Below are 21,988 nucleotides of genomic sequence, written 5' to 3' on the forward strand. Positions count from 1 at the left end.
TTGCACGGCACTGTGCGTGTGGCGTCCGCCCGGGAGGCGTCGGGTCGTATGCGGACGTATCCGGGGCGATCATCGAAGTGAGGGACGTAGTTCTCGTCCAGGCTGTGACGCGGTCGGCGTCGGCTGCAGGCCCGTGCCGGCACAGCCCTCGACGCCCGGGCGAGCGGGTGCGTTGCAGCAGAAGAATCCTGCGGCAGCGTTCATCCGTGCCAAGACCATTGCGGGAAAGGCGGCGAAGATGTCGGTCACCGAGCAGTATCTCGCGAACAATCGGGCCTATGCCTCTCGTTTCAGCGGTCCGCTTCCGATGGAACCCTCCCAGAACATCTACGCCGTGCTTTGGCCTGAAGGATGGCGAGGCCAGCGTGATTCGCAACGCGGGGGGAGTGATCACCGACGACGTCATCCGATCGCTGGCAGTGAGCCAGCAGTTGCTGGGAACGGACGAGATCATCCTCATCCACCACACTGACTGCCGGATGCTGACCTACCCCGGCTACACGCTCAAGGAGCCGATCCGCAGCGAGTCGGGTCTTAGAAGCCGTATCTCAACCGAACATGATCGCTTGATTTGTGCTGGTCAGGAATGGTCTAGCTCTGAAGGAGGGAGACATCCGGCGTCTTGTTTCCGCTCCGTGAGTGAGGGGTGCGCGATGGCGTCGGTGCTGGGAGTGCTGGAGGAGCGGGAGACAGCGGCCCGGGTGCGGGTGGAAGGGCTGCGGGAGGAAGTCGCCCGTTTGGCTGGGGTGTTGGAGGCCGCCGAGATCGAGCTGGACCGGCGGGTGATCGCGCGGGAAGAGCTGGTCGAGGCCCTGGCAGCCTCGGTTGCCGGGACCACCGCAGTGACCGAGGTTGAGGCGGAGCGGGAAACCGCGCCCGCGCCGGTGCCGGGCTCGATCGTGCCACCCTGGCGCGAAGGACTGCCCGTGACGGTGCTGGCGCCGGACTACCAGCGGATCCTGGGCGTGCTGGAGGAGCGGCAGTCGGCGGGCCAAGGACCGCTGAAGGCCAGGGAGATCACGGTGGGGCTGGGCTTGGAGACGACGCCGGCGAAGGTCGAGGGGGTGCGCTCGAAGGCCAGGCGCCTGGTGGAGCGCGGGTGGCTCATGCAGGAGACGTCGGGGATGTTCAGAGCCGGCCGGCGGCCCGTGTCCGCGCCAGACGCCGGCCCATCCGCGTGACCATCGACCACCGGATCATCGCCTCGCTGCTGGCTGGCAACGTCTCGTAGTCCCGGGCCAGTCGGCGCGAATGCATCAACCACGCGAACGTGCGCTCTACCACCCAACGCCTCGGCAGCACCACGAACCCCGCCGTATCTTCGGTGCGCTTGACGACCTCCAGGGTGAGCGCGAGTTTCTGCCGGCACCAGTCGACCAGGCCGCCGGTGTAACCGCCGTCGGCCCAGACCAGGCAGATGTCGCGGTGCAGGCGGCGTAGCCGCTGCAGCAGACCCACCGCGGCATCCCGGTCACCGATGTTCGCGGCGGTGACCGCGACGACCAGGAGCAGACCGAGGCAGTCGGTCACGATGTGCCGCTTGCGGCCGCCCACCTTCTTCCCGCCGTCCCATCCGCGCGAGACGGACGGCACCGAGGCCGCTGCCTTCACCGACTGCGCATCGATGATCCCGGCCGTCGGCTCCGCCTCACGGCCCTCCTGCTCACGCACCCGTCCGCGCATCCGGTCGTGGAACTCTGTGGTCAGCCCGTGCTCGCGCCAGCGGCGGAAGAACGCGTAGACCCGGCCCCAATCAGGGAAGTCCACGGGCATCGCCCGCCAGGAGATCCCGCCCGCGACCAGGTAACGGATCGCGTCCAACATCTGCCGATGGCAGTAGCCCTCGGGCTGCCCGCCCCGTCCCTGAAGCCAGGCCGGCACCGGCACCAAAGGCCGGATGGCCGCCCATTCCGCATCCGACATGTCCGAGGGATACCGGCGTTCCCGGTCCGGATGGTCGGCCGCGTTGCCGTACACATGCGCGAGGCAGTCACACGATGGAGCAGCCGAGTTGAACTGAACGGGTTCGGACGCGTACAACAACGACACCAGGGCCTCCCGGCACTGCTCGGTTAGATTCGCATCCCCGAGCTACCGAGAGGCCCTGCCTTCATGCGCGCACAACGGGAAGATCACCCCGGCGGGAAACCTGTTCGACCTACACGTTCCATGTTCGATTGAGATACGGCTACTTAGCCCACTTTGGCCGGAGGAGTCCTTTCATGACGTGGAGGTCGACGTGCGACGGTCCATCAGCCGCATCAAAGCGAGTCCCTACCTTCCCCACCGCGAGTCCGTACGCGGGTTCGTCCTCGACGTCGCCACAGGACAGCTTGAAGAAGTGCAATAGAACGCCGCCGGTGAGTGGCCGACATTGCCTGATCGGCGACGATCCGGACCGGGATAACCGGGCTGATGAGAAAGGCCCTCGCGGAACGGTTCTTCTCCGAATCAGCCGGTCGCGTCGGGGTGCTTGAGAAGCTGTGCCAGGGGAACGTCCACATCGGCGAGTTTGCCTGCGTCGACTGCTCGGCCGGAGGTGACGAGAGCGCGGATCGGGTCGGTGACGTCCCAGACGTTGACGTTCATGCCCGCGAGCACCCTGCCGCCGGAGAGCCAGAACGCGATGAACTCACGCGTCTCCCTTCGGCCGCGGAAGACGACTTGGTCGTAGCCGCCGGGTTCGACGTAGCCGGTGTACTCCATGCCCAGGTCGTACTGGTCGGTGAAGAAGTAGGGCACACGGTCGTAGGCCACGTCCTGGCCGAGCATCGCCTTGGCCGCGACTTGCGGCTGGTTGACGGCGTTGGCCCAGTGCTCGACACGGATGTGCTTGACGAGCAGTGGATGGAAGGCGTTGGCGACGTCCCCGGCGGCGTAGATGTCCGGGTGCGAGGTGCGCAGGTGGGCGTCGACGCGGATGCCGTTGTCGACCTCCAGGCCGGCAGCGTCGGCGAGCTGAGTGTTGGGGGTGATGCCGACCCCGACGATGACCGCGTCGGCAGTGATGCGGCTGCCGTCCTCCAGCAGCACACCGTTCGCCCTGCCCTCGGTACCGGTGATCTCGGCGACTTGGACACTGAAGCGCAGGTCGACTCCGTGATCGGTGTGCAGGTCGGCGAAGACCTGGGCCACCTCGCGGCCCAGCACGCGCAGCAGCGGCAGCTCCGCCATCTCCAGCACTGTGACCTCGACGCCCGCCGCGCGGGCGGCGGCCGCGGTCTCCAGACCGATCCAGCCGGCGCCGATCACCACGATGCGGGATGCGGATTCGAAGGATTCCTTGATGCGGTCGCTGTCGGCGAGCCGGCGCAGGTAGTGCACGCCGTCGAGGTCGGCACCGGGCACGGTCAGATGACGTGGTGAGGAGCCGGTGGTCAGGAGCAGCTTCTCGTAACCGATGCGGCTGCCGTCAGCGAACGTCACCTCGTGTCCGGCCGGGTCGACCGCGGTTGCCGTGCTGCCAAGGCGCAGGTCGACGTCGTGCTCGGCGTACCACTGGGGAGGATGGACGTAGACGGTGTCACGCTCGTCCTTGCCCAGCAGGTAGCCCTTCGACAGCGGCGGCCTTTCGTAGGGGCGCTCGCTTTCCTCTCCGAGCAGCACGATCGGGCCGTCGAAGCCCTCTTCGCGGAGGGTCTGTGCTGCCTTCGCACCGGCCAGGCTGGCTCCGACGATCACGAATGCGTTATTCACGGCCATGTCCTCTCCTCTGCTGCATTGGCTCGGCCCGCGGGCGGGTGGTGATCCGCTCACTGCCAGGCGTCGCCCGTGGCCAGGCCATCGTTGTCGATAGCCCTGCGCTGTCAGCGGTTTGATTTGTTCCCCGGTGTGTCTGCCGATAGGTGGTCGCCGGTGAGGGGGTGCTCGGACCGTTCGTCGACTGTCGCTGCGTCAGGCGGCGGTGCGCGTGGGTTGCAGTTCGGCGTCCAGTTGCTCGAACAGTTCGTTGCCGGAGGCGGTGAACTTGGCGATGCCCTCGTCCTCCAGCACGCGGACCACGTCGTCGTAGGACACTCCGGCGGTCTCCAGGTCGTCGAGGACCTGCTGGGATGCCGGGTAAGTGCCGTGGATGGTGTCGCCCTGGATGCGGCCGTGGTCGGCGACCGCACGCAGAGTCTGCTCCGGCATGGTGTTGACCACCCCGGGCGCCACCAGTTCGTCGACGTAGCGGGTGTCGGCGTAGGCGGGATCCTTCACCCCGGTGGAAGCCCACAGCGGGCGCTGGGGCCGCATCCCGGCCGCGGCCAGCGCCTGCCACTCCTGGGAGGCGGCGGCCTGCTCGAAGTGCTGGTAGGCCAGGCGCGCGTTGGCAATCGCGGCCCGCCCGCGCAGGGCCATTGCATCCGGCGTGCCGATCTTGTCCAGCCGGCTGTCGACCTCGGTGTCCACACGGCTGACGAAGAAGGAGGCCACCGACGCGATGGACGCCAGGTCACGCCCCGCGGCATGAGCCTTACCCATGCCGTCGAGGAAGGCGCGGAGCACTTGGTCGTAACGGTCGAGGGAGAAGACCAGTGTGACGTTGATGTTGATGCCTTCCGCGAGCGCGGTGCTGATCGCCTCCAGGCCGGGCCGGGTGGCGGGGATCTTCACGAACAGGTTCGGCCGGTCCACCAGCCACCACAGGGCTCGGGCCTCGGCGATCGTCGCCGCCGTGTCGTGCGCGACGCGCGGGTCCACCTCGAGCGACACCCGGCCGTCCACCCCGTCACTGGCCTCGTACACGGGGCGCAGTACGTCACAGGCCCAGCGCACGTCGAACGCTGTCAGCAGCCTGACAGCTTCCTCGACCCGCACCCCGCGCCGGGCGAGATCACCGAGCTGTGCGTCGTAGCGGGCACCCGAGCGGATCGCCTTGGCGAAGATCGTCGGGTTGCTGGTGATGCCCACCACCCGCTGGTCACGCACCAAGTCGGCCAGCCCGCCACTGGCGAGCCGCTCCCGGCTCAGATCATCGAGCCAGACCGCTACGCCTTCGGCGGCCAACCGGTCCAGGTTCTCACTCATGATCTTCTCCCTTGCGTCGTTTCGCGGGATTACGTCCACGTGCCGCCCGGATCCTGTGCGGGCCGGGTGCAGACCTCCTTCGCGCACGACCCGGTGGCAGGTTCGGGCACGCTCGCACCGCCGGCTGCGGCACGTAGTTCCACACAACACCGGCCCGGGTGAGGGGCGAGTACCGCCTCGATCCCACTTGCCTGCAGGCCGGTGAGGAAGCCGCCGAGGAAGGCGTGGTTGATCCCGCACACCAGCTCAGGCGACCGGGCGGCCAGCGGGTGGAAGGGGCAGTTCAGCAGCCGCACCTCGGTTGGGGCCTGCCGGTCGGGCTCGAAGCCGTACTCCTCCAACACGGACTCGGAAAGCGTGAGAGAACGCTCGGGCCCCAAACGGCCGGGACGGCCGCTGGCGCGTGTCGCGGCTCCAAGTTCCTCACCGCGGTGGCGGGCCGTGCGCAATGCAGCGGACTGCGCGTCCTCGCCCGGCTGCTGGTGGAGGACCGCGTCGATGAGGATCTCGGCCACGAGGTCGGGACGGCGCTCGGGGATGGAGATGCGGATGTCGGTGTCTGCCGGCTCGTACACCTTGGGCTTGCGGCCCACCCTGCGGATGCCGCCCGGGTGGTCGTATCGGGAAGTCAGCAGCCCCGACGCGACCAGTTTGTCGAGGTGGAACGCGGCCAGCTTGGCCGAGATCCCGGCATCGGCGGCGGCCTCCTCCCGCGTCACCGGCCGGTGGGCGCGCCGTATGAAGCCATACAGCCTGCGGCGCACCTCGTCCCCGAGCACCGAGACCGCTTCCACCCCCGAAGCGGCGGGGGCCTGAGGAGAAGCCGGGGTCAGGTCAGAGGTCATACATTCACGATAACTCCAATCTGTGTGTGCGTAACCGGTCGGGTCCGCCTCTCTTCCCTGGCGGCTTGACTGTTCCAGAGAATAAGTCCAATACTCATTAGTGAAACTCGCGGGAGAGGACCATGCCATGTCCAGCGAACTGCGCCAACAGGCGAAGCAGCCGGTCAGCGCCGTCCTCGCCGGCCCGTACGGGCACCCGTTCCATCCGATCCTGGTCACAGTGCCGATCGGCGCGTGGGTGGGCAGCCTCATCTTCGACATCGCCTCCCACCTCGTGGACGATCCCGACTTCCTCGCCCGCGGTGCGATGTGGCTGATCGCCATGGGCGTTATCGGGGCACTGGCTGCTGCGATGGCCGGGTTCCTGGATCTGTTCGCCATCCCCGCCGGCACGCGCGCCTTCCGTATTGGCCTCATCCACATGACGCTGAACCTGCTGGTGACCGCCGCGTACGCAGGCAACTTCCTGTGGCGTCACGCCGGGGACGGGCCGTCCGGCAGCGTCGGGGCGGGGCAGCTCGTACTGAACGCCGTGACGCTGGCCGTGCTCGGCGTTTCGGGGTTCCTGGGCGGCAAGCTCGCCTACCGCTACGGCGTCCGCGTCGCCGACGAGGCGACCCAGGTCGAGGGTTTCGTTTCCTCCCGCCGGCACTCAGAGCGCCGTTGACCCGTGCGCCTCCAGCGACGCATCGGCACTACGCCTTCACCTCTACCGCTCACGGAGTTCCCCATGGACATCGCCGCACTGATCACCTGGGTGGTCACCGCTCTCGGCGGCTTCTACATGCTCGGCATCTGGCTTTCACGCGGCGGCGCCCGTGGCGGCACCAGCCACCTGCCCGTCCCTGTCATCTTCGGCCACTTCGCACTCGCCGCCGTCGGCCTCGTCGTGTGGATCCTCTACGTGGTCACTGGCAAGGACCCTCTGGCCTGGACCGCCTTCGGTCTCCTGCTGCCCGTCGCCCTGCTCGGGTTCGTGATGTTCGCCCGCTGGATTCCCGTCCACCGGGGCCGCGCTGCCGCACCGGCCGGTGCCGGCCAGAGCGCACCGGCCGAACGCCACTTCCCCGTCCCCGTCGTCGCGGGACACGGGCTCGCCGCGGTCGTGACCCTGGTCCTCGTCCTGCTCACCGCACTCGGGACGGGTGAGTGACATGACCCAGCACCTCCAGTCCGCCCTGCACATTGCCCCCGGCGCCGCGGTCAACCAGGCATCGATAGCGGCGGTGCCCGCCGCCCTGCGCGTGGTCCACGACGCGCAAGGGGTGGATCTGACGGCCGCTGAACTGGCAGCGGGGCAGTTCCTCCAGGCGCTGGGTATCGACACCGGTTCGGAGAGCCTGCGCCGGGCCGCATGGCCCGCGCCTACGCCGAACTGTTCAGCCCTCGCCCGTTCGACCTGACCACGTTCCCCAACGACGAGGGCTACGACGAACTGGTGCTCGCCCGGAGCATCCCGCTCCGGAGCGTCTGTGAGCATCATCTTCTGCCGTTCGTAGGGACGGCCCACATCGGCTACCTGCCCGGGCACCGGATCCTGGGGCTGTCCAGGCTCGCCCGGGTCCTGGAGTACTTCGCCTGCCGTCCTCAGGTGCAGGAGCGGCTCACCAAGCAGGTCGCCGACTGGCTCCAGGCCCACCTGGAGCCCAAAGGCGTCGGCGTCGTCATCCAAGCCGAGCACACCTGCATGACGCTGCGCGGCGTCCAGGCCACCGGGACGACGACCATGACCTCCACACTCCTCGGCCTGCTGCGCAGCGATGCACGATCCCGCAGTGAGTTCCTCGCCCTAACCGGCCTGCCTCACTGACCTGGACAGCCGAACGGGGCGCTGGTCGGCCGGTGCCGTTCCGGCCGGAAGCTGCTGAACTCGATGTATGGACCTTGACCGGACCGGCCCCGCAGACGGATCCGTGATGCCCCGGCTCGGGCTGATCACCTTCGGCCACAGCACCGCAGGCCGGGCTTCACTGTCACAGCTCCTCCGGGAAGCCGGTGTCACCGCCGTCGTGGACGTCAGGACCGCTCCCGGCAGCCGCCGTGACCCGGACCTGTCACGGCATCGGCTGGCCCTGTGGATGCCCGAAGAGGGCATCGCCTACCGGTGGGAGCCGCGCCTGGGCGGCTTCCGCAAACCGCCGCCAAACTCGCCCGACACGGTCTGGCGTAACACGTCCTTCCGCGGCTACGCCGCGCATACCCGCAGCCCGGAGTTCGTCTCCGCCATGGACGCCCTCATGCAACAAGCGGGTCGGGAGCGCACCGTGGTGATGTGCAGCGAGGCGGTGTGGTGGCGATGCCACCGGCGCCTGATCGCCGACTTCGCCGTCCTGGCCCGCGGCATGCTCGTCCGCCACCTGATGCACGACGGACGCCTCACGGCGCACAGTCCGACGCCAGGCGTGCGTCTTCGCGATGACGGCCTTCTTGTGTACGACGACGCCGGCTCGGCACTCCCGTGAGCTCGGTGGGACGGCGCCTACGCCAGAAAGACCCCCAGCAGAGGACAGTTCAGGGCCGCAGTCGACCGGGTCCCGGATCCCGGCTTCCAGCGGCCTGGATCCGCATGCCGGGCCGGCGCCGGTGAACGGTCAGGTACGACATGCCCCGTTCCCCCGCGGCAAGGCCGCGGGTAGAGCCGTGGGGCAGCCAGGCGAGGCTGCCTTGACCCAGAGGGGACGACCCCTCAGGGGTGACCAGCGTGCCGTCGCCGGCCACGACCAGCAGAAGGACATCCAGGTCCGGCTCGGCATGGGTTTCGACGCGCCGCTCGGGCGGGATCCGGACGACATTGGCGTCGACCTGCCGACCGGGCTCCGACAACCGCCACACCGCGCCCGTCGATGCCGGGCCGAGCGTCTCCAGTCGTGGTCGTGGCGGTCGCCAGTGGCGGTCGCCAGTGGCGGGCCGCCTGTGGCCGTGCTCGTCCTGACGGTCATCGCCGTCGCGCTGCTGGCGGTGCAGATGGTCGCGGTCCGGCCCGTCCTCAACCGTCGCTCCGACCGGGTCCTGGTCGGAGAGGACGTCGCGCGCTCCCGCGCTCACCTGGTCTACGTCGCCTGCGAGGGGGGCAAGTTGGTCGCGCTGGTCGCGCTGGGCACCGCTGCCCTGGCCGCCTGAAACAACCGCGTCGTGGCCCGGTCACCGCGGCCTCGTCACGGCACGTAGGTGCCTCGATGAGGAGGAAAGGTGATTTGCGCCTGATCGGTGTGATTCTGAGCGGCCTTCGCTACGGAACCAGCAGATCGGAACAGATGATGGCCTCTGCCTTGTACAGCTCTCCCTTGAGCGATGTGCGGGGAATGCCACGAAGCTGAAGTCGTCAGGTGATGCACGGTGCTCGGTCCACTGACGGCTGTGAAGCGCGTCACCGGCCTGATTGGCCAGGGAGCGGCTGTCATGTTGGTGGCGTCCAGCGGGGTGCGGTCTGGGCCCATGCCTTGTCCCAGTCGGCCAGGCGTCGCCGGTCCAGTGCGCGGGCGGCCGCGGCGTAGGTGAGCGCTCCGGCAATGAGCACTCCTGTGCCGGCTGCGCCGGCCGAGCCGAAGGTGCGGCTGCGGATCTGCTCAACGGTCCAGGGCGGGCCGGTGATTCTTCCGGTGTCGGTGGTCCACACCTGGACAGTGCTCTGGGCGGGCAGGCCGGGCCGTACTTCGGTCGTGGCGGTTTGGGGGTGTCCTGCGGGACCGGTGAAGCGGACCTTGACCGGGTATCGGCTGTGCTGCTCCTCCTGTGATCCGGGTTCGGGGTGGCGGGGGGCGTCGTGGAGCAGTACGGCCGTGGTGCGGTGTCGTGACTGGGCCTGTTCGTCGGCGGTCTGCTGCAGGGAGCGGTGCACGGTGGTGCCCACCAGCACCATGGCCAGCGGGGTGGCAGCCAGCAGGGCCAAGGTCAGGGCAAGCCCGATCCATGCCTGTACCAGGTCGGTGGGGCGGCGCAGGGGGCTGCGCCGCCATCGCCACAGTCTGGCGGGGCGCAGGGCGGGGCGCGGCTCGGCCTGCGGTATCTCGTCGGTCACGTCGCCTCTCTCCTTCACTTGCGAAGAGGCCGTTGCCTGCTGACTCAGCGGACCGAGCGATCAGGGGTGGTGGCTCGGCCGCGCTGCTGCTACCGCGGTGGCGGGTGGCCGGCGAAGTGGGTGGCGGAAGGGTGTCCGCGGGCGGACTGCAGGATTTTGGCGGCGCCGCGAAGGGCGGCGGTGTGCGGGGCGGGCAGCAGCCGCACGGGCACGTGTAGGTCTTGCGCGAGCTGGCCGGCGAAGTGGGGGCGCAGGGCACCGCCGCCGGCCAGGAGGACTCCGCTTTGGACGGCGTCGAGGGTCTGTGTGGTGTGGTCCTTTCGGAGCATATCGGTCACCGTGCCGGTCACCGCGTCGGCGATGGTGCGATGGGTGGTCGCGTGGTCCAGGTCGTCGGTGCCCAGGGCGGTGCGGTGCGCATCGACGACCGCCCCGTCGCTGAGCAGAAACACATCGGTGAGGTGGGCGCCGATGTCCACGATGAGCAGGGGGCGGCTCATGTCCGCCCCCGCGCCCAGCGCCACTGCTGTGGCGGTGGGGATGGTCAACACGGTCCGGGGGCGTAGCACTTCCAATGCGGTGCGCGCTGCCTCGCGGTAGGCGATGCCGCCCAGCACGGGCGTGGTTAGGGCGATAAGAGGCCGGGCGTGGCGGGGAATGCGGGGGCCCAAGAGACGCTGCAGCATCCGTGCGGTGCCCTGGGGGTCGACGATGGTGCCGCGCTGGATGGGGTGGGACCCTGCGGCGCCCTCGAAGGTGATGGTGGGGACGTCGAGGATGATCCCGCGGCCGGGCGCCCAGGCGCGGGTGCGGGAGCTGCCCATGTCAAGGGCGATCCCGGGACAGCGTCGGCACACCGGCCAGGTGGTGGGGTCATCAGAGGGTGCGAAGTACACGGACATACGGTCACCGACCTGCTTCTCGGACGTGGTGGCAGCGGCCGCAGTAGCGGGCTTGCGGCACGATCTTCAGGCGTGCCAGGGCGATGGGCTGGGCGCACAGGTGGCACCTGCCGTAACGGCCCTGGTCCATACGCTGCAGCGCCGCTTCCACGTCCGAAAGAACCATGCGGGCGGAGGCGGCAAGCTTGACGTGGACCTCCATTTGTGAAGCCGCTTGGCGCCCGCGCATCCGCTGGGCCCGCGTCTGGGAAGGCGCTGCGATCTGCTGCAGCTGGTCCTTGCGGAATAGGCGCTGCTCATGCAGGTTCTCGCGCAGTCCGGCGAGATCCTCGGGCCGCAGGCCCGCGTTGTCGGCGCCGATGACCTGGTTGTTCACGTCCTCATGCCTCCACACAGCGGAATGGAACTCGATCCACCTGCCCTGGCTGTCTGCGATCAGGTGGTGCGGCGCTGGCATCCGACGCAGCAGCGCGCGTACGGCAGGATCTCCAGTCGTTGGACGGGGATGGGCTGGGCACAGTCCTGGCAGATTCCGTAGGTGCCGTTCTCGAGGCGATCGAAGGCAGCGTCGATTGCTTTCAGCACGCGCTGCAAGGCGTCCTTCTGTACGGCCATGACCTGGTCGTTCGCCCCAGGCCCGGCCTCTTCGATCGCGGTGAGCTGGACGAGCCGCGAGGCGCGCTCATGCTCAAGACGCTGCCGGGCCTCATGCGCCGTCAGATGTTCAGGGCCGGACTCCCGGCGGGCGGCGGTGTCGAGCGGCATGGAAAGTAGTCCTTTCGAACGGAGCGGTGACCATGGGCCAATCCGCGGTATCACGGAGGCACGGTGGGCTGCGTGCCGCAGTTGCTTGCGGCCGTCTTGGTGGGGCGGCCGTCTGGCTCATGGCTCCACCCTGGTCCGCCGGGTCAGGGGAAACCATCGGCCGCAGCACCCATCTACAGGGGGCTCGGCGATGCAGGCGCCGTGGGAGATGGGTGTTGCACCCCATCGACACGCTTACCGCGTCGCAGGCAGGCTGACCCAAGGCGGCGAGGCAAGCCTGGCGAGGCGCGGCAGGGAACCCGGGCCCCGCCTGACGGATAGTGGTGATCGGGGCGTATTCCAAGGGAGGCTCAACGGGCTGTGTCGTTGTTTTGGCGGATCTTCGGGCTCAATGCCGTGGTGCTCGGTACGGCCACGGCGCTGCTGCTGTGGGCACCGGTGACCGTCTCGGTGCCGGTGCTGCTGACCGAGGCAGTGATCCTGGTCTGCGGCCTGGTCGTCATGCTGGTGGCCAACGCTGCCCTGCTGCGCATCGGGCTGGCCCCACTGGACCGGCTCACGAAGCTGATGACCAGGGTGGACCTGCTGCGCCCGGGCCAGCGTCTGCCGGTGACCGGACACGGCGGGGTGGCTGAGCTGATCCGTACCTTCAACGCCATGCTCGACCGGCTGGAGGCCGAACGCGCCACGAGCAGCGCCCGCGCCCTGTCCGCCCAGGAATCTGAGCGGCAACGCATCGCCCAGGAACTCCACGACGAGGTCGGGCAGAGCCTGACCGCGGTCCTGCTGGGACTCAAGCGAGCAGCCGACCAGGCCCCGGGGCCCTTGCGCGCCGAACTGCAACAGGTGCAGGAGACCACTCGCGAAAGCCTGGACGAAGTACGCCGGCTCGCGCGTCGGCTGCGCCCCGGCGTCCTGGAGGACCTTGGCCTGGTCAGTGCGCTGACGGCACTGACCAATGACTTCGCTACCCATACCGGGTTGAAGATCACACGTCACTTCGCTGCGGATCTGCCGCCTTTGGACGCGCAGACCGAACTCGTGCTCTACCGGGTGGCGCAGGAGGCGCTGACGAACGTCGCCCGCCACGCGGAGGCCGAACGCATCGAGCTGAGGCTGCGGCGAACCACCGGTGCCGTGGTGCTGCACATCAGCGACGACGGCCGAGGCATCGGAATCGGCCGGGAAGGTGACGGGATCCGGGGTATGCGCGAACGCGCCCTGCTCATCGGCGCGACACTCGAGATCGACACCGGCACCACCGGTGGCACGCACGTGTCCCTGTCCGCACCCACGGCCAAGAAGCCCGTGCCCACCGCACAGGAGGAGGACGCCGATCATGGCTGACCAGGCCCCGATCCGGATCTTGCTCGCCGATGACCATGCCCTGGTCCGCCGCGGGGTGCGGCTCATCCTCGATGGCGAACCAGACCTTGAAGTCGTCGCCGAGGCCGGTGACGGTGCGGAAGCCATCGCCCTGGCCAGCGCGCACGAAGTGGACCTGGCCGTCCTGGATGTCGCCATGCCCCGCATGACAGGGCTGCAGGCCGCACGGGAACTTTCCTCCCGCCAACCGCAGCTGCGGATCCTGATGCTGACGATGTACGACAACGAGCAGTACTTCTTCGAGGCACTCAAGGCCGGAGCCTGCGGCTACGTCCTGAAGTCGGTGGCCGACCGCGATCTGGTCGCCGCGTGCCGGGCGGCCATGCGCGGCGAGCCGTTCCTCTACCCGGGAGCGGTCACCGCCCTTATCCGCAACTACCTCGACCGCGTCCGGCGTGGCGAGGAGGTCCCGGACCGCGTGCTGACTGCCCGGGAGGAGGAGGTCCTCAAACTCGTCGCCGAAGGCCATTCCTCCAAGGAGATCGCGGAGACGCTGTTCATCAGTGTCAAGACCGTGCAGCGCCATCGGGCGAACCTGCTGCACAAGCTCGGTCTGCGCGATCGCCTGGAGTTGACCCGCTATGCCATCCGGGCTGGCCTGATCGAACCCTGAGCCGGCCCGCACCTCGCCAAATCCCGACCCCGGCCGCGCCCCACCCGAGAGTACGACGACCCAGCCCGAGAAGGAGGCGGCGGATGGCCCAGCCGCGCCACACCGCCACTCTCAGCGGCTGTCCACGCCGCGCTGACACCGCTGGCAGGCTGCTGCCCGTACTGCTCACCCTCCTCGGCCTTCTGACCATCCTCGGCACCGCAGCCCCCGCCTCTCGCAGCGTCGTGACCACTTCGCACCCATCCGTAGTGACCGAGGGCAGCGGCGGCAGTATCGTCCCGCACACTGACGACACGTGCACTACGCCCTGGGGCGTCCCGACGCGGGTCTGCCGGGAGACCATCGCTGAGCGGCACGCTCTCTCGACCGGGGGCCCGCCCGTCGCACGATGCCCCGTGTGGCCACGGCCCGAGCCGGTGGCGCTGCCGGCGCCCGAGGCGGCCGGACCACCTGAGCACACCGTGCGGCACAGCGGGCGGGCGCCACCGTCTCCAGCCGGCCCCTGACATCTCCCCTTGTCTTCTCCGCGCCGCCCGGGGCGGTTGCGGTATGCCTGCTGGAGGCACTCTTGACGCGCGCCATGCGTGTACGGGCATTCTTCGCCCTCGCTGTTCTCGCCCTGTCGCTCTACATCGCCGCAGCCGTACCGGTCCGCCTCGGCCTCGACCTGCGCGGCGGGACCCAGATCGTGCTGGAAACCCGTGACTCGCCGACCGCCGAGGCGGACTCGGCAGCTACCGATCGCACCCTGGAGGTGCTGCGCCGCCGCGTCGACGCGCTCGGTGTCGCTGAGCCCACGATCGCCCGTTCCGGGGACAACCGGATCATCGTCGAACTGCCCGGTGTGCAGGATCCGAAGGAAGCCGCCGACGTCCTGGGCCGTACCGCCCAGCTCGCCTTTCATCCCGTGCTCGGCCTGGCCGACCCCGGTCAAGAGAAACCTAAGCCGCTTCCCAAGCGCCCGAAGGAACAAATCCTGCCCGACGAAGAGGGACAACCCCTGCGCCTTGGGGCGCCCATGCTGACCGGTGCGGACGTCGACGAAGCCGAAGCCGGGATCGACCAGCAGGGCCTCGCTGGCTGGTTCGTCGGCGTCGACTTCAAGGGCGCGGGCGCGGACCGCTGGGCCGAGCTGACCGCCACAGCGGCCTGCGCCCCTGTCGGCGATCCGTCGCGTCGCGTCGCTATCGTCCTGGACGACAAGGTCATCTCATCGCCCCAGGTCGATCCCTCTGTGCGCTGCCGTAGCGGCATCGCCGGCGGATCCACCCAGATCACCGGGTCCTTCAACGCGGACGAGGCCAAGGAACTGGCGCTGCTCATCAACGGCGGCGCCCTGCCGGTACCGGTTGAGACGGTCGAACAGCGCACCGTGGGCCCCAGCCTGGGCGCCCAGGCCATCGAAGCCAGCGCGCAGGCCGCCGTCATCGGCACCGTGCTGACCTCCTTGTTTCTCATCGCCATCTACCGGCTCGTGGGCACGCTGGCCGTCCTGGCACTGGCCTGCTACGGGTTGATCTCCTACGCCGCCCTCGCTGCACTGGGTGCCACGCTGACCCTGCCCGGGCTCGCCGGATTCGTCCTCGCTATCGGAATGGCGGTCGACGCAAACGTCCTCGTCTTCGAACGTTCCCGCGAGGAATACGCCACCCGCCGGAGCAAGAGCCTGCGCTCCGCCGTGACAGCCGGCTTCCGTAACGCCTTCAGCGCCATCGCCGACTCCAACATCACCACCCTCATCGCCGCCGGACTGCTGTTCTTCCTCGCTTCCGGCCCCGTCCGCGGTTTCGGCGTCACCCTGGGCATCGGAGTACTCGCCTCCATGCTCAGCGCCCTGGTCATCACCCGTGTCCTTGCCGACTTCGCCGTCGCCCGCCGCGCCGTACGCCGACGTCCCCGCCTGACCGGCATCGCCGACACCGGCGCGGTCCGTGACTGGCTCGACCGCCGCAACCCAGACCTCATGCACCACCGGCGCCGCTGGATGGCCCTGTCCGCCGCAGCTCTCGCCCTGGCCATCTCCGGCATCGCGGTGCGCGGGCTGAACTTCGGCGTGGAGTTCACCGGCGGCCGGCTCATCGAGTACTCCACCAGCGCACCGGTGTCTGTCGACCGGGCCCGTGATGCCCTGGCCGACGCGGGCTTCCCCCGCGCCGTCGTCCAGACCTCCGGGGAAGACGCCCTGACCGTGCGCACCGACGAGCTCTCGAACGCCGAGGAGGCCCGGATCACCGAGACGATCGACGACCTCGCCGGCACCGCGGAGAAAACCCGTGACGAACTGATCGGGCCCAGCCTTGGCGCAGAGCTGCGCAAAGGTGCCCTCATCGCCCTCGCCACAGCTCTCGCCGCCCAACTGCTCTACCTCGCCGTCCGCTTCCGCTGGACGTTCGGGACCGCAGCGGTCGCCGCCATGGCACACGACGCGCTCATCCTCATCGGCGTGTTCGCCTGGCTCGGCAAACCCATCGACGGCGTGTTCCTCGCCGCCCTGCTCACCGTCATCGGCTACTCGGTCAACGACTCCGTCGTCGTCTTCGACCGCATCCGGGAACTGTGGGCGGGCAGAAAGACTGCCGCTGCGCCGCATAAGACGTCCTTCGCGCAAGTCACCAACACCGCGATCCTGCAGACAGTCCCGCGCACCATCAACACCGGGATGGGCGCGGCATTCATCCTGTCCGCGCTCGCCCTGCTGGGCGGGGACTCCTTGACCGACTTTGCCCTCGCCTTGCTCATCGGCATCGTCGTCGGCACCTACTCCTCGATGTTCACCGCAGCACCGCTAGCCGTCGAACTCCACTCCCGCAGCACTCCGCCACCGGGGCGCCTTGCGCCGAGCGGGCATCAGAGCGCACAGACGCCCTGACGTAGTGCATGCGTAGCGTCATCCTCCGCCCTGGGCAATGACGCCAACGGGCAAATCTGCCCGGCCTGTCGGCGGCGATGCCGGGCGGAGTTGCGACCAGCGCGGCAAAGCGCCTCGCGCGTCGCGGGCCGGGCGGCCACCGCGAGGATGGTTATCTCGGTGCATGCCTGACTGGAACGCGGTCTTCGTCCCGAGCACCCCGGTCCTGGAGATTTTCCTGCGGGGCACGATCACCTTCCTGGTGCTGATGGCGATGATGCGGGCCGCCGGACAGCGCGAGGCCGGCGGCCTGGGGATCACTGATGTCCTTCTCGTGGTGCTGGTCGCGGAGGCGGGACCGCGCCCGGTCTGGTGGGGGACGCGCGGTGATGATGCCCATGAGGTGCTGGCCGTCGGTGACGAGGATCCGCATGCCGCTGCTCCGGTGGACCTTTTCCAGTACGTCTTCGAGGAAGTCGTCGGGCGCGCATGTGGTGTACTGCGACAGCGGGGTTGCCACGTCACGTACGCGCCATGTCTCCCGCTGCGGCGTCGGCGTGTTCGCGAGTTGTGGCAGGTGGACCATGCCGCTGGGGCGTCCTTCGAAGTCGATCAGGGGCAGGGTGGAGTGGCGGGCCTGCATGGCCACTTCGTCGATGCAGCGTTCCACGGTCAGCCAGTCGGGGCAGGTTTCCACCGGACTCGACATGGCATCGCCTGCGCGTACCCCGTGCAGGGCTGCGGCCAGCCCGGCGTGCCGCCGCTCCGCGTTGGCGACGATCATGATGAAGAAACCGATGACCATCAGCCACAGACCGCCGAAGGCACCGCGCAAAACGGAGATCCATCCGGCGGCGATCAGCAGTAAGCCAAAAACCTGCCCGCCGCGTGCGGCTGCCCGTTCGGCCCGGGCCTGGTCGCCCGTACGCCACCACACCAGCGCCTGCACCACCCGTCCTCCGTCGAGCGGCGCGGCAGGCAGCAGATTGAACACCCCCAGCACGAAGTTCACCCACCCCAGCCACACCATGACAGCCGCGGGCACCGCCCAGCCAGTCAGCGCGTTCAGGCCAAGGCCCGCGCCGAGCGCCGCCGCACCCAAGACCAGGCTGGTGAGCGGGCCGCTCACAGCAACCAGGAAGGCTGCGCCGGCCGCGCGCGGCTTGCCCATCTCGGTCATCCCGCCCAGCGCCCACAGCGTGATGTTCTCGACCGGTATGCCATTCTTCAGGGCAGTGATCGCGTGGGCGGCCTCATGAGCCAGCAGGCTTGCGAGGAGCAGCAGCGCACCAGCCAGGCCGGCGACCGTGTATGCGGCGTTCGACTGTTCCGGAACCCAGGCAGGGAGCGTCTGGCTGCCCAGGCTGTATCCGAAGAGCACCACGAGCAGGGGCACGGTCCAGTGACAAGTCCGTTGTCGATCACTGGATAGGTGAGGTTCCCCCGAGATGCGGGGCTGGGTGACAGAGGGTCAGATGGGTTCATGAGAGGAGCCCAGACGATGCCTGCCCCCGAGGAAATACCCGCTGGAGTTGCGTGAGCGTGCGGTACGGATGTACCGGACCACCGAGCCGAAGCCCGTGATCCGCCGCATGGCCGAGGAACTCGGCGTGCACCACGAGGCCCTGCGCAACTGGATCCGCCAGGCCGAGGCTGACGCCGGCGAACGCGACGACATGCTCACCACCGCCGAGCGTGAGGAGCTTGCCGCCCTGCGCAAAGAGAATGCCCAGCTCAAGCGGGCGAACGAGGTCCTTCGGACGGCCTCGGCTTTTTTCGCGGCCCAGCTCGACCCGACCCGGCCCAGGACGGCGCTCGTCGACGAGCACCCGCATCTGGGGGTCGAGCCCGTACTCCGGGAACTGAACATCCCCTCCTCCACCTACTACCGGTGGCGCCAGGCGGAGAAGGAACCGTGCGAACGGCACCGCCGGGACGCCGAGCTGACGCACAGGATCCGGCAGGTCCACGACGAGTCCGGCCGGATCTACGGCTCACCCCGCGTGCACGCCGTCCTCAAGCGTGAGGGCGTCCACGTCGGCCGCAAGCGCGTCGAACGGCTCATGCGCCAGGCCGGCCTGGCCGGGATCAGCCCCCGCCGGGGCACGGGTTTCACCCGACGTGACCCGGACGCCGACCTGGCCCCTGACCTCGTGCAACGCGACTTCACCGCGAAGGGACCGAACCGGCTGTGGGATTCCGGGGAGTTGCTGCTGCTCGGGCACCGCGGCAAAGGCCATGACCGCACCGCGGCGGAGTCACGCGGGCCGGCCAGCCGCCCCTGGGCCGTCGTCCGCCCCGTACATCAGGCCATCGACCTGCTGGAGACGCTCCACGAAACCGACCTGCTCTTCCCGACCCGCCTGCCCGGCACCGGTGGCCGCAAGAGCCGAATGGGCGCCCTCAACGTGGGGCTCCAGCAAGACCAAGCGTGAGCTGCAGCGGCTCCAGGACTGGGTGAACTCCACCTTCGCCCCCGCCGATGGCGGCGTGGCGATTCCCCCAGATCCCATCAAGCACCTGCACGCGTCGCGCTTCCGCCGCACCCTCGCGTACTTCATCGTGCGCCGCCCCCGCGGCCTCATCGCCGCCGCCCTGCAGTACGGCCATCTCAAGACGAAGGTCACTCTGAATTACGCCGCCCAAGGCGACGATTCCTGGCTGGATGACGTCGCGGTGGAGCGACTGGAGATGGTCCTCGAGCAGTCCGAGGACGACTGGACCCGTCTGGATGAGGACAACGAGCACGTCAGCGGGCCGGCCGCAGCCGAGTACCGACGCCGTTCCGCAGGCGCCGCGGCCTTCCTCGGTCGCACCGTTCGCGCGCAGGCCAGCGTCAAGCGGCTCCTTGAGCAAAGCGACACCGGCATCCATCACGGCGAAGCCATGACCTGCGTCCATCGTGCCGAAACCACCAAGCCCGGGTCATCCGCAGCACCCTTGCGTGCTGCGGGATGCACTTGCTGTCCTAGACGGTGCAGCCGGTGCGCGGCACGGTCGTAGGCGACCTGGTCCTGGTTCAGGCGGCGTATCGCGTACCCGCCGCACTTGCTGCACGGGTCGAAGGCCTCGCTGCCGACAAGTTCCTCGAGGCTCACCAGGTCGTCGTCGCGGCCGGCGCCGTGCTCGGGGCGCCGGTGGGCGCAGCCGGGCGAGTGGGCCCGGCCTTGATACCGGCCGGCCGCGTCGGAGGTGTACACCTGAACCTGTGTCGGGTTCGAAAGGCCGCCGGTCGAGCTGCAGGGGCGGTCCGGCCTCTGGGCTAGATCTCCGCTGTACCGTCTCGGGAGGAGGCGCTGCGCGGTTTCGCTTTCGTGGACGTCGGGTCGGTCGGCGCTGTGCTCGTGCCGGTCTTGGCGTGCCGTGTGCAGGCGTGCGTACTCGGGGGTGGTAGCGGACCGTGTATCTGGAGAACGGCTACGAGACGGGGTGACGACGGTTCTTGGCCGACGGTGGGCAGGGGGCGGTACGTCTGGCTGCGGGCTCGTTGATTCACGGGCCCCGTGCCGCGTTCGACCAGCCTCAGGCTGGGTGGGGTGGGCAGCCGCTTCCCGTCCGCCCGGCGTGAGGTTGCCTGCCGGCTTCGCTGTGGCGCCGAGGGCATGGCCCTCGGCGCCGCTTTTTCCTAGAAGGTGGTCATGCCCCAGTTCTGGGTCTCCGGGATGGGGTTGCCGCAGGTCCACAGGGTGACCCAGGTGCCGTTGGAGGTGCCGTTGCCGTAGCCGGTGAAGCACTTGTCGCTGTACTTCATCCGGGCCTGGCTGGCGTAATAGCCGCGGGAGGGCATCACGATGGACTGGACGGTGTTGTTGCGTGCTCCGCAGTCCCACAGTGTCAGAACGGCACCGTTTGTGTTGTAGCCGTTGCCCTTGGGCGTGACGCACTTGCCGCTCGCCCGGTGGATCAGGCGGTCGTCGCCGATCTCCTGGTAGTAGGTCTGCAGGGCGCTGCCCGTGCAGTCCCAGAAGGTCAGGACGGTTCCGTTGGACGTGCGGTTCCCCTCAGGAGTGAGACACTTCGTCCCGCTGCTGCTGTAGTTGGCGACGCGCCCGACTGTGTCGGCGGCCTGCGCCGGCGCAACGTTGAGCGTGGCGAACGCCAGGAAGGCAGCCGCGAGAGTGGCAGCGCTGCGAGCCAGGTTCTTCATGGTGGGAATCCCTGTCAGACTGTGATGCGAGGCGAGGGACGCCCATGGTCACTGGCGGGTTCGTGCAACCCCAAGTGCGTGCGCGCACGACAGACAGCGGCTCAGCGCGCAGAGGCGACTGGTCCTCAACCTGTGGTGACATCCCCCGGTCGGAACCTGACGCACCAGGTTCCTGACCTGCATGATCTTCATGCAGATCAAAGACTGCGCGAGGGCGGCCGATCCGTCAAGAGCCGATTCCGATCTTGCTGGGGTGGTGCAGGGTGGGGGCGGAAAGGCCTCCTGGTGCAATGCCCGACCGTGGTACAGCGGCCCGCCACAGGCCGAGGCGGGGATGGCCTCGGCGCTGCAGGAGCGGAGGCTGTGCGAACGACCAGTTGTCCAGGCGGCCGGGCGCCTTCCTCGTGGGAGCGGCGCAAGGCGCTGCTGGACGCGCCGGAGGCCGGGATGGTCTGGAGCCGGGCGAGGAAGCCTGGGAGAACGAGCTCACCGCGCTCCGGTCCTACCGGCAGGCCACGGGGCACCTTCGCGCCCCGGCAAGACGCGGTCTGGGGCGAGGGCGAGGCGGTGGTGCCGGTCGGCCAGCACATGGCCAACCTGCGCCGGAAGAGCGGTCTACCCATGGCGCTACGCATATGGCGTGCAGTACACGGGACCTCCTCGGGCCCGCAGGCCGTGAGCCCCAGTGCGGACACGGCGGCGAGGGTGAAGGCGGTTCTGCGGACCCCGTGGCGGACGTGACGGTTCATCGGTTCTCCCCCGAGTGCGACGTGCGTGTGCCGACAGGGCACAAGCGTCTCGCCCGAGCTTCACGATTCGGTGACCGTGCCTTCCCGAATCCACCACGGAAATCACACCACGCAGAACTCGTTCCCCTCCGGGTCCTGGAGCACCACCGCGTAATAGTCCATCCCCTCCGGCTCGTCCATCGTGCAGAGGATCGACGCGCCCAGTGCCGTCAGCCGGGCGACCTCTCCGTCCACCCGCTCGCGCCGGAGGGCGAGCGGGGCCTCCCGGCCGCCGCCGACCTTCAGGTCCAGATGCACCCGGTTCTTCACCGTCTTCGGCTCCGGGACCTGCTGGAACCAGATCCGCGGCCCGATCCCCTTCGGGTCCACGACGGACTCGGGCAGCTCCCCGGCCCCGTCGGCCAGTTCCTCCGCCGGGACGCCGATCGACTCCCAGTACGCCCGCCAGGTCGCGTGGCCCTCCGGCGGCGGCTGCGGTACATAGCGCAGGGCCTCCGCCCAGAAGAGGACGAGCCTCTGGGGATCGGCACAGTCGATGGTGATCTGCAGGGTCATGTCGATGGGCTCCATGGGACGAGCCTGCCAGGCGCCACCGACAATCGAGCCAACTCTCCGCATCCGGCCCGGTGTTCGTCCGAGGCTACCGGTGAGTCACCCGGTGCGGGACAATCAGCGGGCCGGTGACGATCAAGGGGGCAACGCACA

22 protein-coding genes and 2 pseudogenes are annotated in these 21,988 nt (G+C 68.9%); 12 read left to right on the forward strand and 12 right to left on the reverse strand.

Annotated features, from left to right (window positions below):
• Nucleotides 1-365 precede the first annotated feature (365 nt).
• Nucleotides 366-1,181 carry a hypothetical protein gene (locus AS594_RS48090; RefSeq protein WP_420877874.1) on the forward strand — a complete coding sequence of 272 codons (816 nt, stop codon included), beginning with the start codon at nucleotides 366-368 and terminating at the stop codon, nucleotides 1,179-1,181.
• Here the strand turns inward: AS594_RS48090 and AS594_RS34875 are convergent.
• From AS594_RS34875 to AS594_RS34890, 4 genes are all read right to left on the reverse strand, one after another.
• The gene (locus tag AS594_RS34875) at nucleotides 1,129-1,923 is read right to left on the reverse strand and encodes an IS5 family transposase (protein ID WP_107383068.1); all 795 of its coding nucleotides are present in this window, start codon (nucleotides 1,921-1,923) and stop codon (nucleotides 1,129-1,131) included. The genes AS594_RS48090 and AS594_RS34875 overlap by 53 nt on opposite strands.
• Nucleotides 1,924-2,451: 528 nt before the next feature.
• A complete protein-coding gene (locus tag AS594_RS34880; protein WP_069774554.1) occupies nucleotides 2,452-3,702 on the reverse strand; it encodes an NAD(P)/FAD-dependent oxidoreductase in 1,251 nt (416 codons plus the stop codon).
• A 192-nt stretch (nucleotides 3,703-3,894) separates the two neighbouring features.
• The gene (gene tal / locus AS594_RS34885; protein ID WP_069774553.1) at nucleotides 3,895-5,010 is read right to left on the reverse strand and encodes a transaldolase; all 1,116 of its coding nucleotides are present in this window, start codon (nucleotides 5,008-5,010) and stop codon (nucleotides 3,895-3,897) included.
• 29 nt (nucleotides 5,011-5,039) lie between these two features.
• Nucleotides 5,040-5,855, reverse strand: a complete 816-nt coding sequence (locus AS594_RS34890; RefSeq protein WP_069774551.1) for a helix-turn-helix transcriptional regulator — start codon at nucleotides 5,853-5,855, stop codon at nucleotides 5,040-5,042.
• Between the two features lie 127 nt (nucleotides 5,856-5,982).
• On the opposite strand from AS594_RS34890, the gene AS594_RS34895 reads away from it, so the two are divergent.
• The 4 genes and pseudogenes from AS594_RS34895 to AS594_RS34910 all read left to right on the forward strand — a co-directional run bounded on the left by AS594_RS34895 (nucleotide 5,983) and on the right by AS594_RS34910 (nucleotide 8,317).
• On the forward strand, nucleotides 5,983-6,522 hold the full coding sequence (locus tag AS594_RS34895) for a DUF2231 domain-containing protein (RefSeq protein WP_069774549.1): 540 nt from the start codon (nucleotides 5,983-5,985) through the stop codon (nucleotides 6,520-6,522).
• 63 nt (nucleotides 6,523-6,585) lie between these two features.
• Complete coding sequence (locus tag AS594_RS34900; RefSeq protein WP_069774548.1) at nucleotides 6,586-7,008, forward strand: hypothetical protein; 423 nt, start codon at nucleotides 6,586-6,588, stop codon at nucleotides 7,006-7,008.
• A gap of 1 nt (nucleotide 7,009) precedes the next feature.
• Nucleotides 7,010-7,665 (forward strand): annotated as a pseudogene (gene folE, locus AS594_RS34905) (GTP cyclohydrolase I).
• A gap of 67 nt (nucleotides 7,666-7,732) precedes the next feature.
• Complete coding sequence (locus AS594_RS34910; RefSeq protein WP_069935740.1) at nucleotides 7,733-8,317, forward strand: DUF488 domain-containing protein; 585 nt, start codon at nucleotides 7,733-7,735, stop codon at nucleotides 8,315-8,317.
• A gap of 49 nt (nucleotides 8,318-8,366) precedes the next feature.
• Here the strand turns inward: AS594_RS34910 and AS594_RS46650 are convergent, their stop codons facing one another.
• The gene (locus AS594_RS46650; RefSeq protein ID WP_420877911.1) at nucleotides 8,367-8,720 is read right to left on the reverse strand and encodes a hypothetical protein; all 354 of its coding nucleotides are present in this window, start codon (nucleotides 8,718-8,720) and stop codon (nucleotides 8,367-8,369) included.
• Here AS594_RS46650 and AS594_RS34920 point away from each other — a divergent pair.
• Nucleotides 8,607-8,975, forward strand: a complete 369-nt coding sequence (locus tag AS594_RS34920) for a hypothetical protein (protein ID WP_107383070.1) — start codon at nucleotides 8,607-8,609, stop codon at nucleotides 8,973-8,975. The genes AS594_RS46650 and AS594_RS34920 overlap by 114 nt on opposite strands.
• 277 nt (nucleotides 8,976-9,252) lie before the next feature.
• Here the strand turns inward: AS594_RS34920 and AS594_RS34925 are convergent, their stop codons facing one another.
• From AS594_RS34925 to AS594_RS34940, 4 genes are all read right to left on the reverse strand, one after another.
• The gene (locus AS594_RS34925) at nucleotides 9,253-9,873 is read right to left on the reverse strand and encodes an Rv1733c family protein (RefSeq protein WP_069774567.1); all 621 of its coding nucleotides are present in this window, start codon (nucleotides 9,871-9,873) and stop codon (nucleotides 9,253-9,255) included.
• An 89-nt stretch (nucleotides 9,874-9,962) separates the two neighbouring features.
• A complete protein-coding gene (locus tag AS594_RS34930; protein ID WP_069774564.1) occupies nucleotides 9,963-10,775 on the reverse strand; it encodes a rod shape-determining protein in 813 nt (270 codons plus the stop codon).
• 4 nt (nucleotides 10,776-10,779) lie between these two features.
• Nucleotides 10,780-11,151, reverse strand: a complete 372-nt coding sequence (locus AS594_RS34935; RefSeq protein ID WP_069930973.1) for a TraR/DksA family transcriptional regulator — start codon at nucleotides 11,149-11,151, stop codon at nucleotides 10,780-10,782.
• A gap of 59 nt (nucleotides 11,152-11,210) precedes the next feature.
• Nucleotides 11,211-11,540: a TraR/DksA family transcriptional regulator gene (locus tag AS594_RS34940; protein WP_069774542.1), complete on the reverse strand. Its 330-nt coding sequence runs from the start codon at nucleotides 11,538-11,540 to the stop codon at nucleotides 11,211-11,213.
• A gap of 360 nt (nucleotides 11,541-11,900) precedes the next feature.
• On the opposite strand from AS594_RS34940, the gene AS594_RS34945 reads away from it, so the two are divergent.
• From AS594_RS34945 to secD, 3 genes are all read left to right on the forward strand, one after another.
• Nucleotides 11,901-12,887: a HAMP domain-containing sensor histidine kinase gene (locus tag AS594_RS34945; RefSeq protein ID WP_069774540.1), complete on the forward strand. Its 987-nt coding sequence runs from the start codon at nucleotides 11,901-11,903 to the stop codon at nucleotides 12,885-12,887.
• Complete coding sequence (locus AS594_RS34950) at nucleotides 12,880-13,539, forward strand: response regulator (RefSeq protein ID WP_069774539.1); 660 nt, start codon at nucleotides 12,880-12,882, stop codon at nucleotides 13,537-13,539. Before AS594_RS34945 ends, AS594_RS34950 begins: the two co-directional genes overlap by 8 nt.
• A 580-nt stretch (nucleotides 13,540-14,119) precedes the next feature.
• Nucleotides 14,120-16,408, forward strand: a complete 2,289-nt coding sequence (gene secD, locus AS594_RS34955) for a protein translocase subunit SecD (RefSeq protein WP_079144232.1) — start codon at nucleotides 14,120-14,122, stop codon at nucleotides 16,406-16,408.
• A gap of 151 nt (nucleotides 16,409-16,559) precedes the next feature.
• Here the strand turns inward: secD and AS594_RS34960 are convergent, their stop codons facing one another.
• Nucleotides 16,560-17,783 (reverse strand): site-2 protease family protein, encoded by a 1,224-nt coding sequence (locus AS594_RS34960; protein ID WP_069935741.1) that lies wholly within the window; start codon nucleotides 17,781-17,783, stop codon nucleotides 16,560-16,562.
• Between the two features lie 130 nt (nucleotides 17,784-17,913).
• Between AS594_RS34960 and AS594_RS41705 the strand changes: the two genes are divergently transcribed.
• Together AS594_RS41705 and AS594_RS34975 are read left to right on the forward strand one after the other, a co-directional pair.
• On the forward strand, nucleotides 17,914-18,822 hold the full coding sequence (locus AS594_RS41705; RefSeq protein ID WP_420877912.1) for an IS3 family transposase: 909 nt from the start codon (nucleotides 17,914-17,916) through the stop codon (nucleotides 18,820-18,822).
• A gap of 22 nt (nucleotides 18,823-18,844) precedes the next feature.
• Nucleotides 18,845-19,390 (forward strand): hypothetical protein, encoded by a 546-nt coding sequence (locus tag AS594_RS34975; RefSeq protein WP_069774536.1) that lies wholly within the window; start codon nucleotides 18,845-18,847, stop codon nucleotides 19,388-19,390.
• 622 nt (nucleotides 19,391-20,012) lie between these two features.
• Here the strand turns inward: AS594_RS34975 and AS594_RS34980 are convergent.
• Nucleotides 20,013-20,534, reverse strand: a complete 522-nt coding sequence (locus AS594_RS34980) for an RICIN domain-containing protein (protein WP_069774535.1) — start codon at nucleotides 20,532-20,534, stop codon at nucleotides 20,013-20,015.
• A gap of 408 nt (nucleotides 20,535-20,942) precedes the next feature.
• Here AS594_RS34980 and AS594_RS46655 point away from each other — a divergent pair.
• Nucleotides 20,943-21,146, forward strand: a pseudogene (locus tag AS594_RS46655) (helicase associated domain-containing protein); the annotation flags it as partial.
• 239 nt (nucleotides 21,147-21,385) lie between these two features.
• Here the strand turns inward: AS594_RS46655 and AS594_RS34985 are convergent.
• Complete coding sequence (locus AS594_RS34985; RefSeq protein ID WP_176733054.1) at nucleotides 21,386-21,853, reverse strand: VOC family protein; 468 nt, start codon at nucleotides 21,851-21,853, stop codon at nucleotides 21,386-21,388.
• Nucleotides 21,854-21,988: the final 135 nt, after the last annotated feature.

Source organism: Streptomyces agglomeratus (assembly GCF_001746415.1).
Classification (GTDB): Bacteria; Actinomycetota; Actinomycetes; order Streptomycetales; family Streptomycetaceae; genus Streptomyces; species Streptomyces agglomeratus.

What these genes read in the sequence shown, in the direction of transcription:
- AS594_RS34950 (WP_069774539.1), top strand. Translation starts at nt 12,880, where the DNA reads ATGGCTGACCAGGCCCCGATCCGGATCTTGCTCGCCGATGACCATGCC.
- AS594_RS34980 (WP_069774535.1), bottom strand. Translation starts at nt 20,534, where the DNA reads ATGAAGAACCTGGCTCGCAGCGCTGCCACTCTCGCGGCTGCCTTCCTG.
- AS594_RS34895 (WP_069774549.1), top strand. Translation starts at nt 5,983, where the DNA reads ATGTCCAGCGAACTGCGCCAACAGGCGAAGCAGCCGGTCAGCGCCGTC.
- AS594_RS34900 (WP_069774548.1), top strand. Translation starts at nt 6,586, where the DNA reads ATGGACATCGCCGCACTGATCACCTGGGTGGTCACCGCTCTCGGCGGC.
- AS594_RS34930 (WP_069774564.1), bottom strand. Translation starts at nt 10,775, where the DNA reads ATGTCCGTGTACTTCGCACCCTCTGATGACCCCACCACCTGGCCGGTG.
- AS594_RS34890 (WP_069774551.1), bottom strand. Translation starts at nt 5,855, where the DNA reads ATGACCTCTGACCTGACCCCGGCTTCTCCTCAGGCCCCCGCCGCTTCG.
- AS594_RS34920 (WP_107383070.1), top strand. Translation starts at nt 8,607, where the DNA reads ATGGGTTTCGACGCGCCGCTCGGGCGGGATCCGGACGACATTGGCGTC.
- AS594_RS34910 (WP_069935740.1), top strand. Translation starts at nt 7,733, where the DNA reads ATGGACCTTGACCGGACCGGCCCCGCAGACGGATCCGTGATGCCCCGG.
- AS594_RS34880 (WP_069774554.1), bottom strand. Translation starts at nt 3,702, where the DNA reads ATGGCCGTGAATAACGCATTCGTGATCGTCGGAGCCAGCCTGGCCGGT.
- AS594_RS34875 (WP_107383068.1), bottom strand. Translation starts at nt 1,923, where the DNA reads ATGTCGGATGCGGAATGGGCGGCCATCCGGCCTTTGGTGCCGGTGCCG.
- AS594_RS34940 (WP_069774542.1), bottom strand. Translation starts at nt 11,540, where the DNA reads ATGCCGCTCGACACCGCCGCCCGCCGGGAGTCCGGCCCTGAACATCTG.
- tal (WP_069774553.1), bottom strand. Translation starts at nt 5,010, where the DNA reads ATGAGTGAGAACCTGGACCGGTTGGCCGCCGAAGGCGTAGCGGTCTGG.
- AS594_RS34985 (WP_176733054.1), bottom strand. Translation starts at nt 21,853, where the DNA reads ATGGAGCCCATCGACATGACCCTGCAGATCACCATCGACTGTGCCGAT.
- secD (WP_079144232.1), top strand. Translation starts at nt 14,120, where the DNA reads ATGCGTGTACGGGCATTCTTCGCCCTCGCTGTTCTCGCCCTGTCGCTC.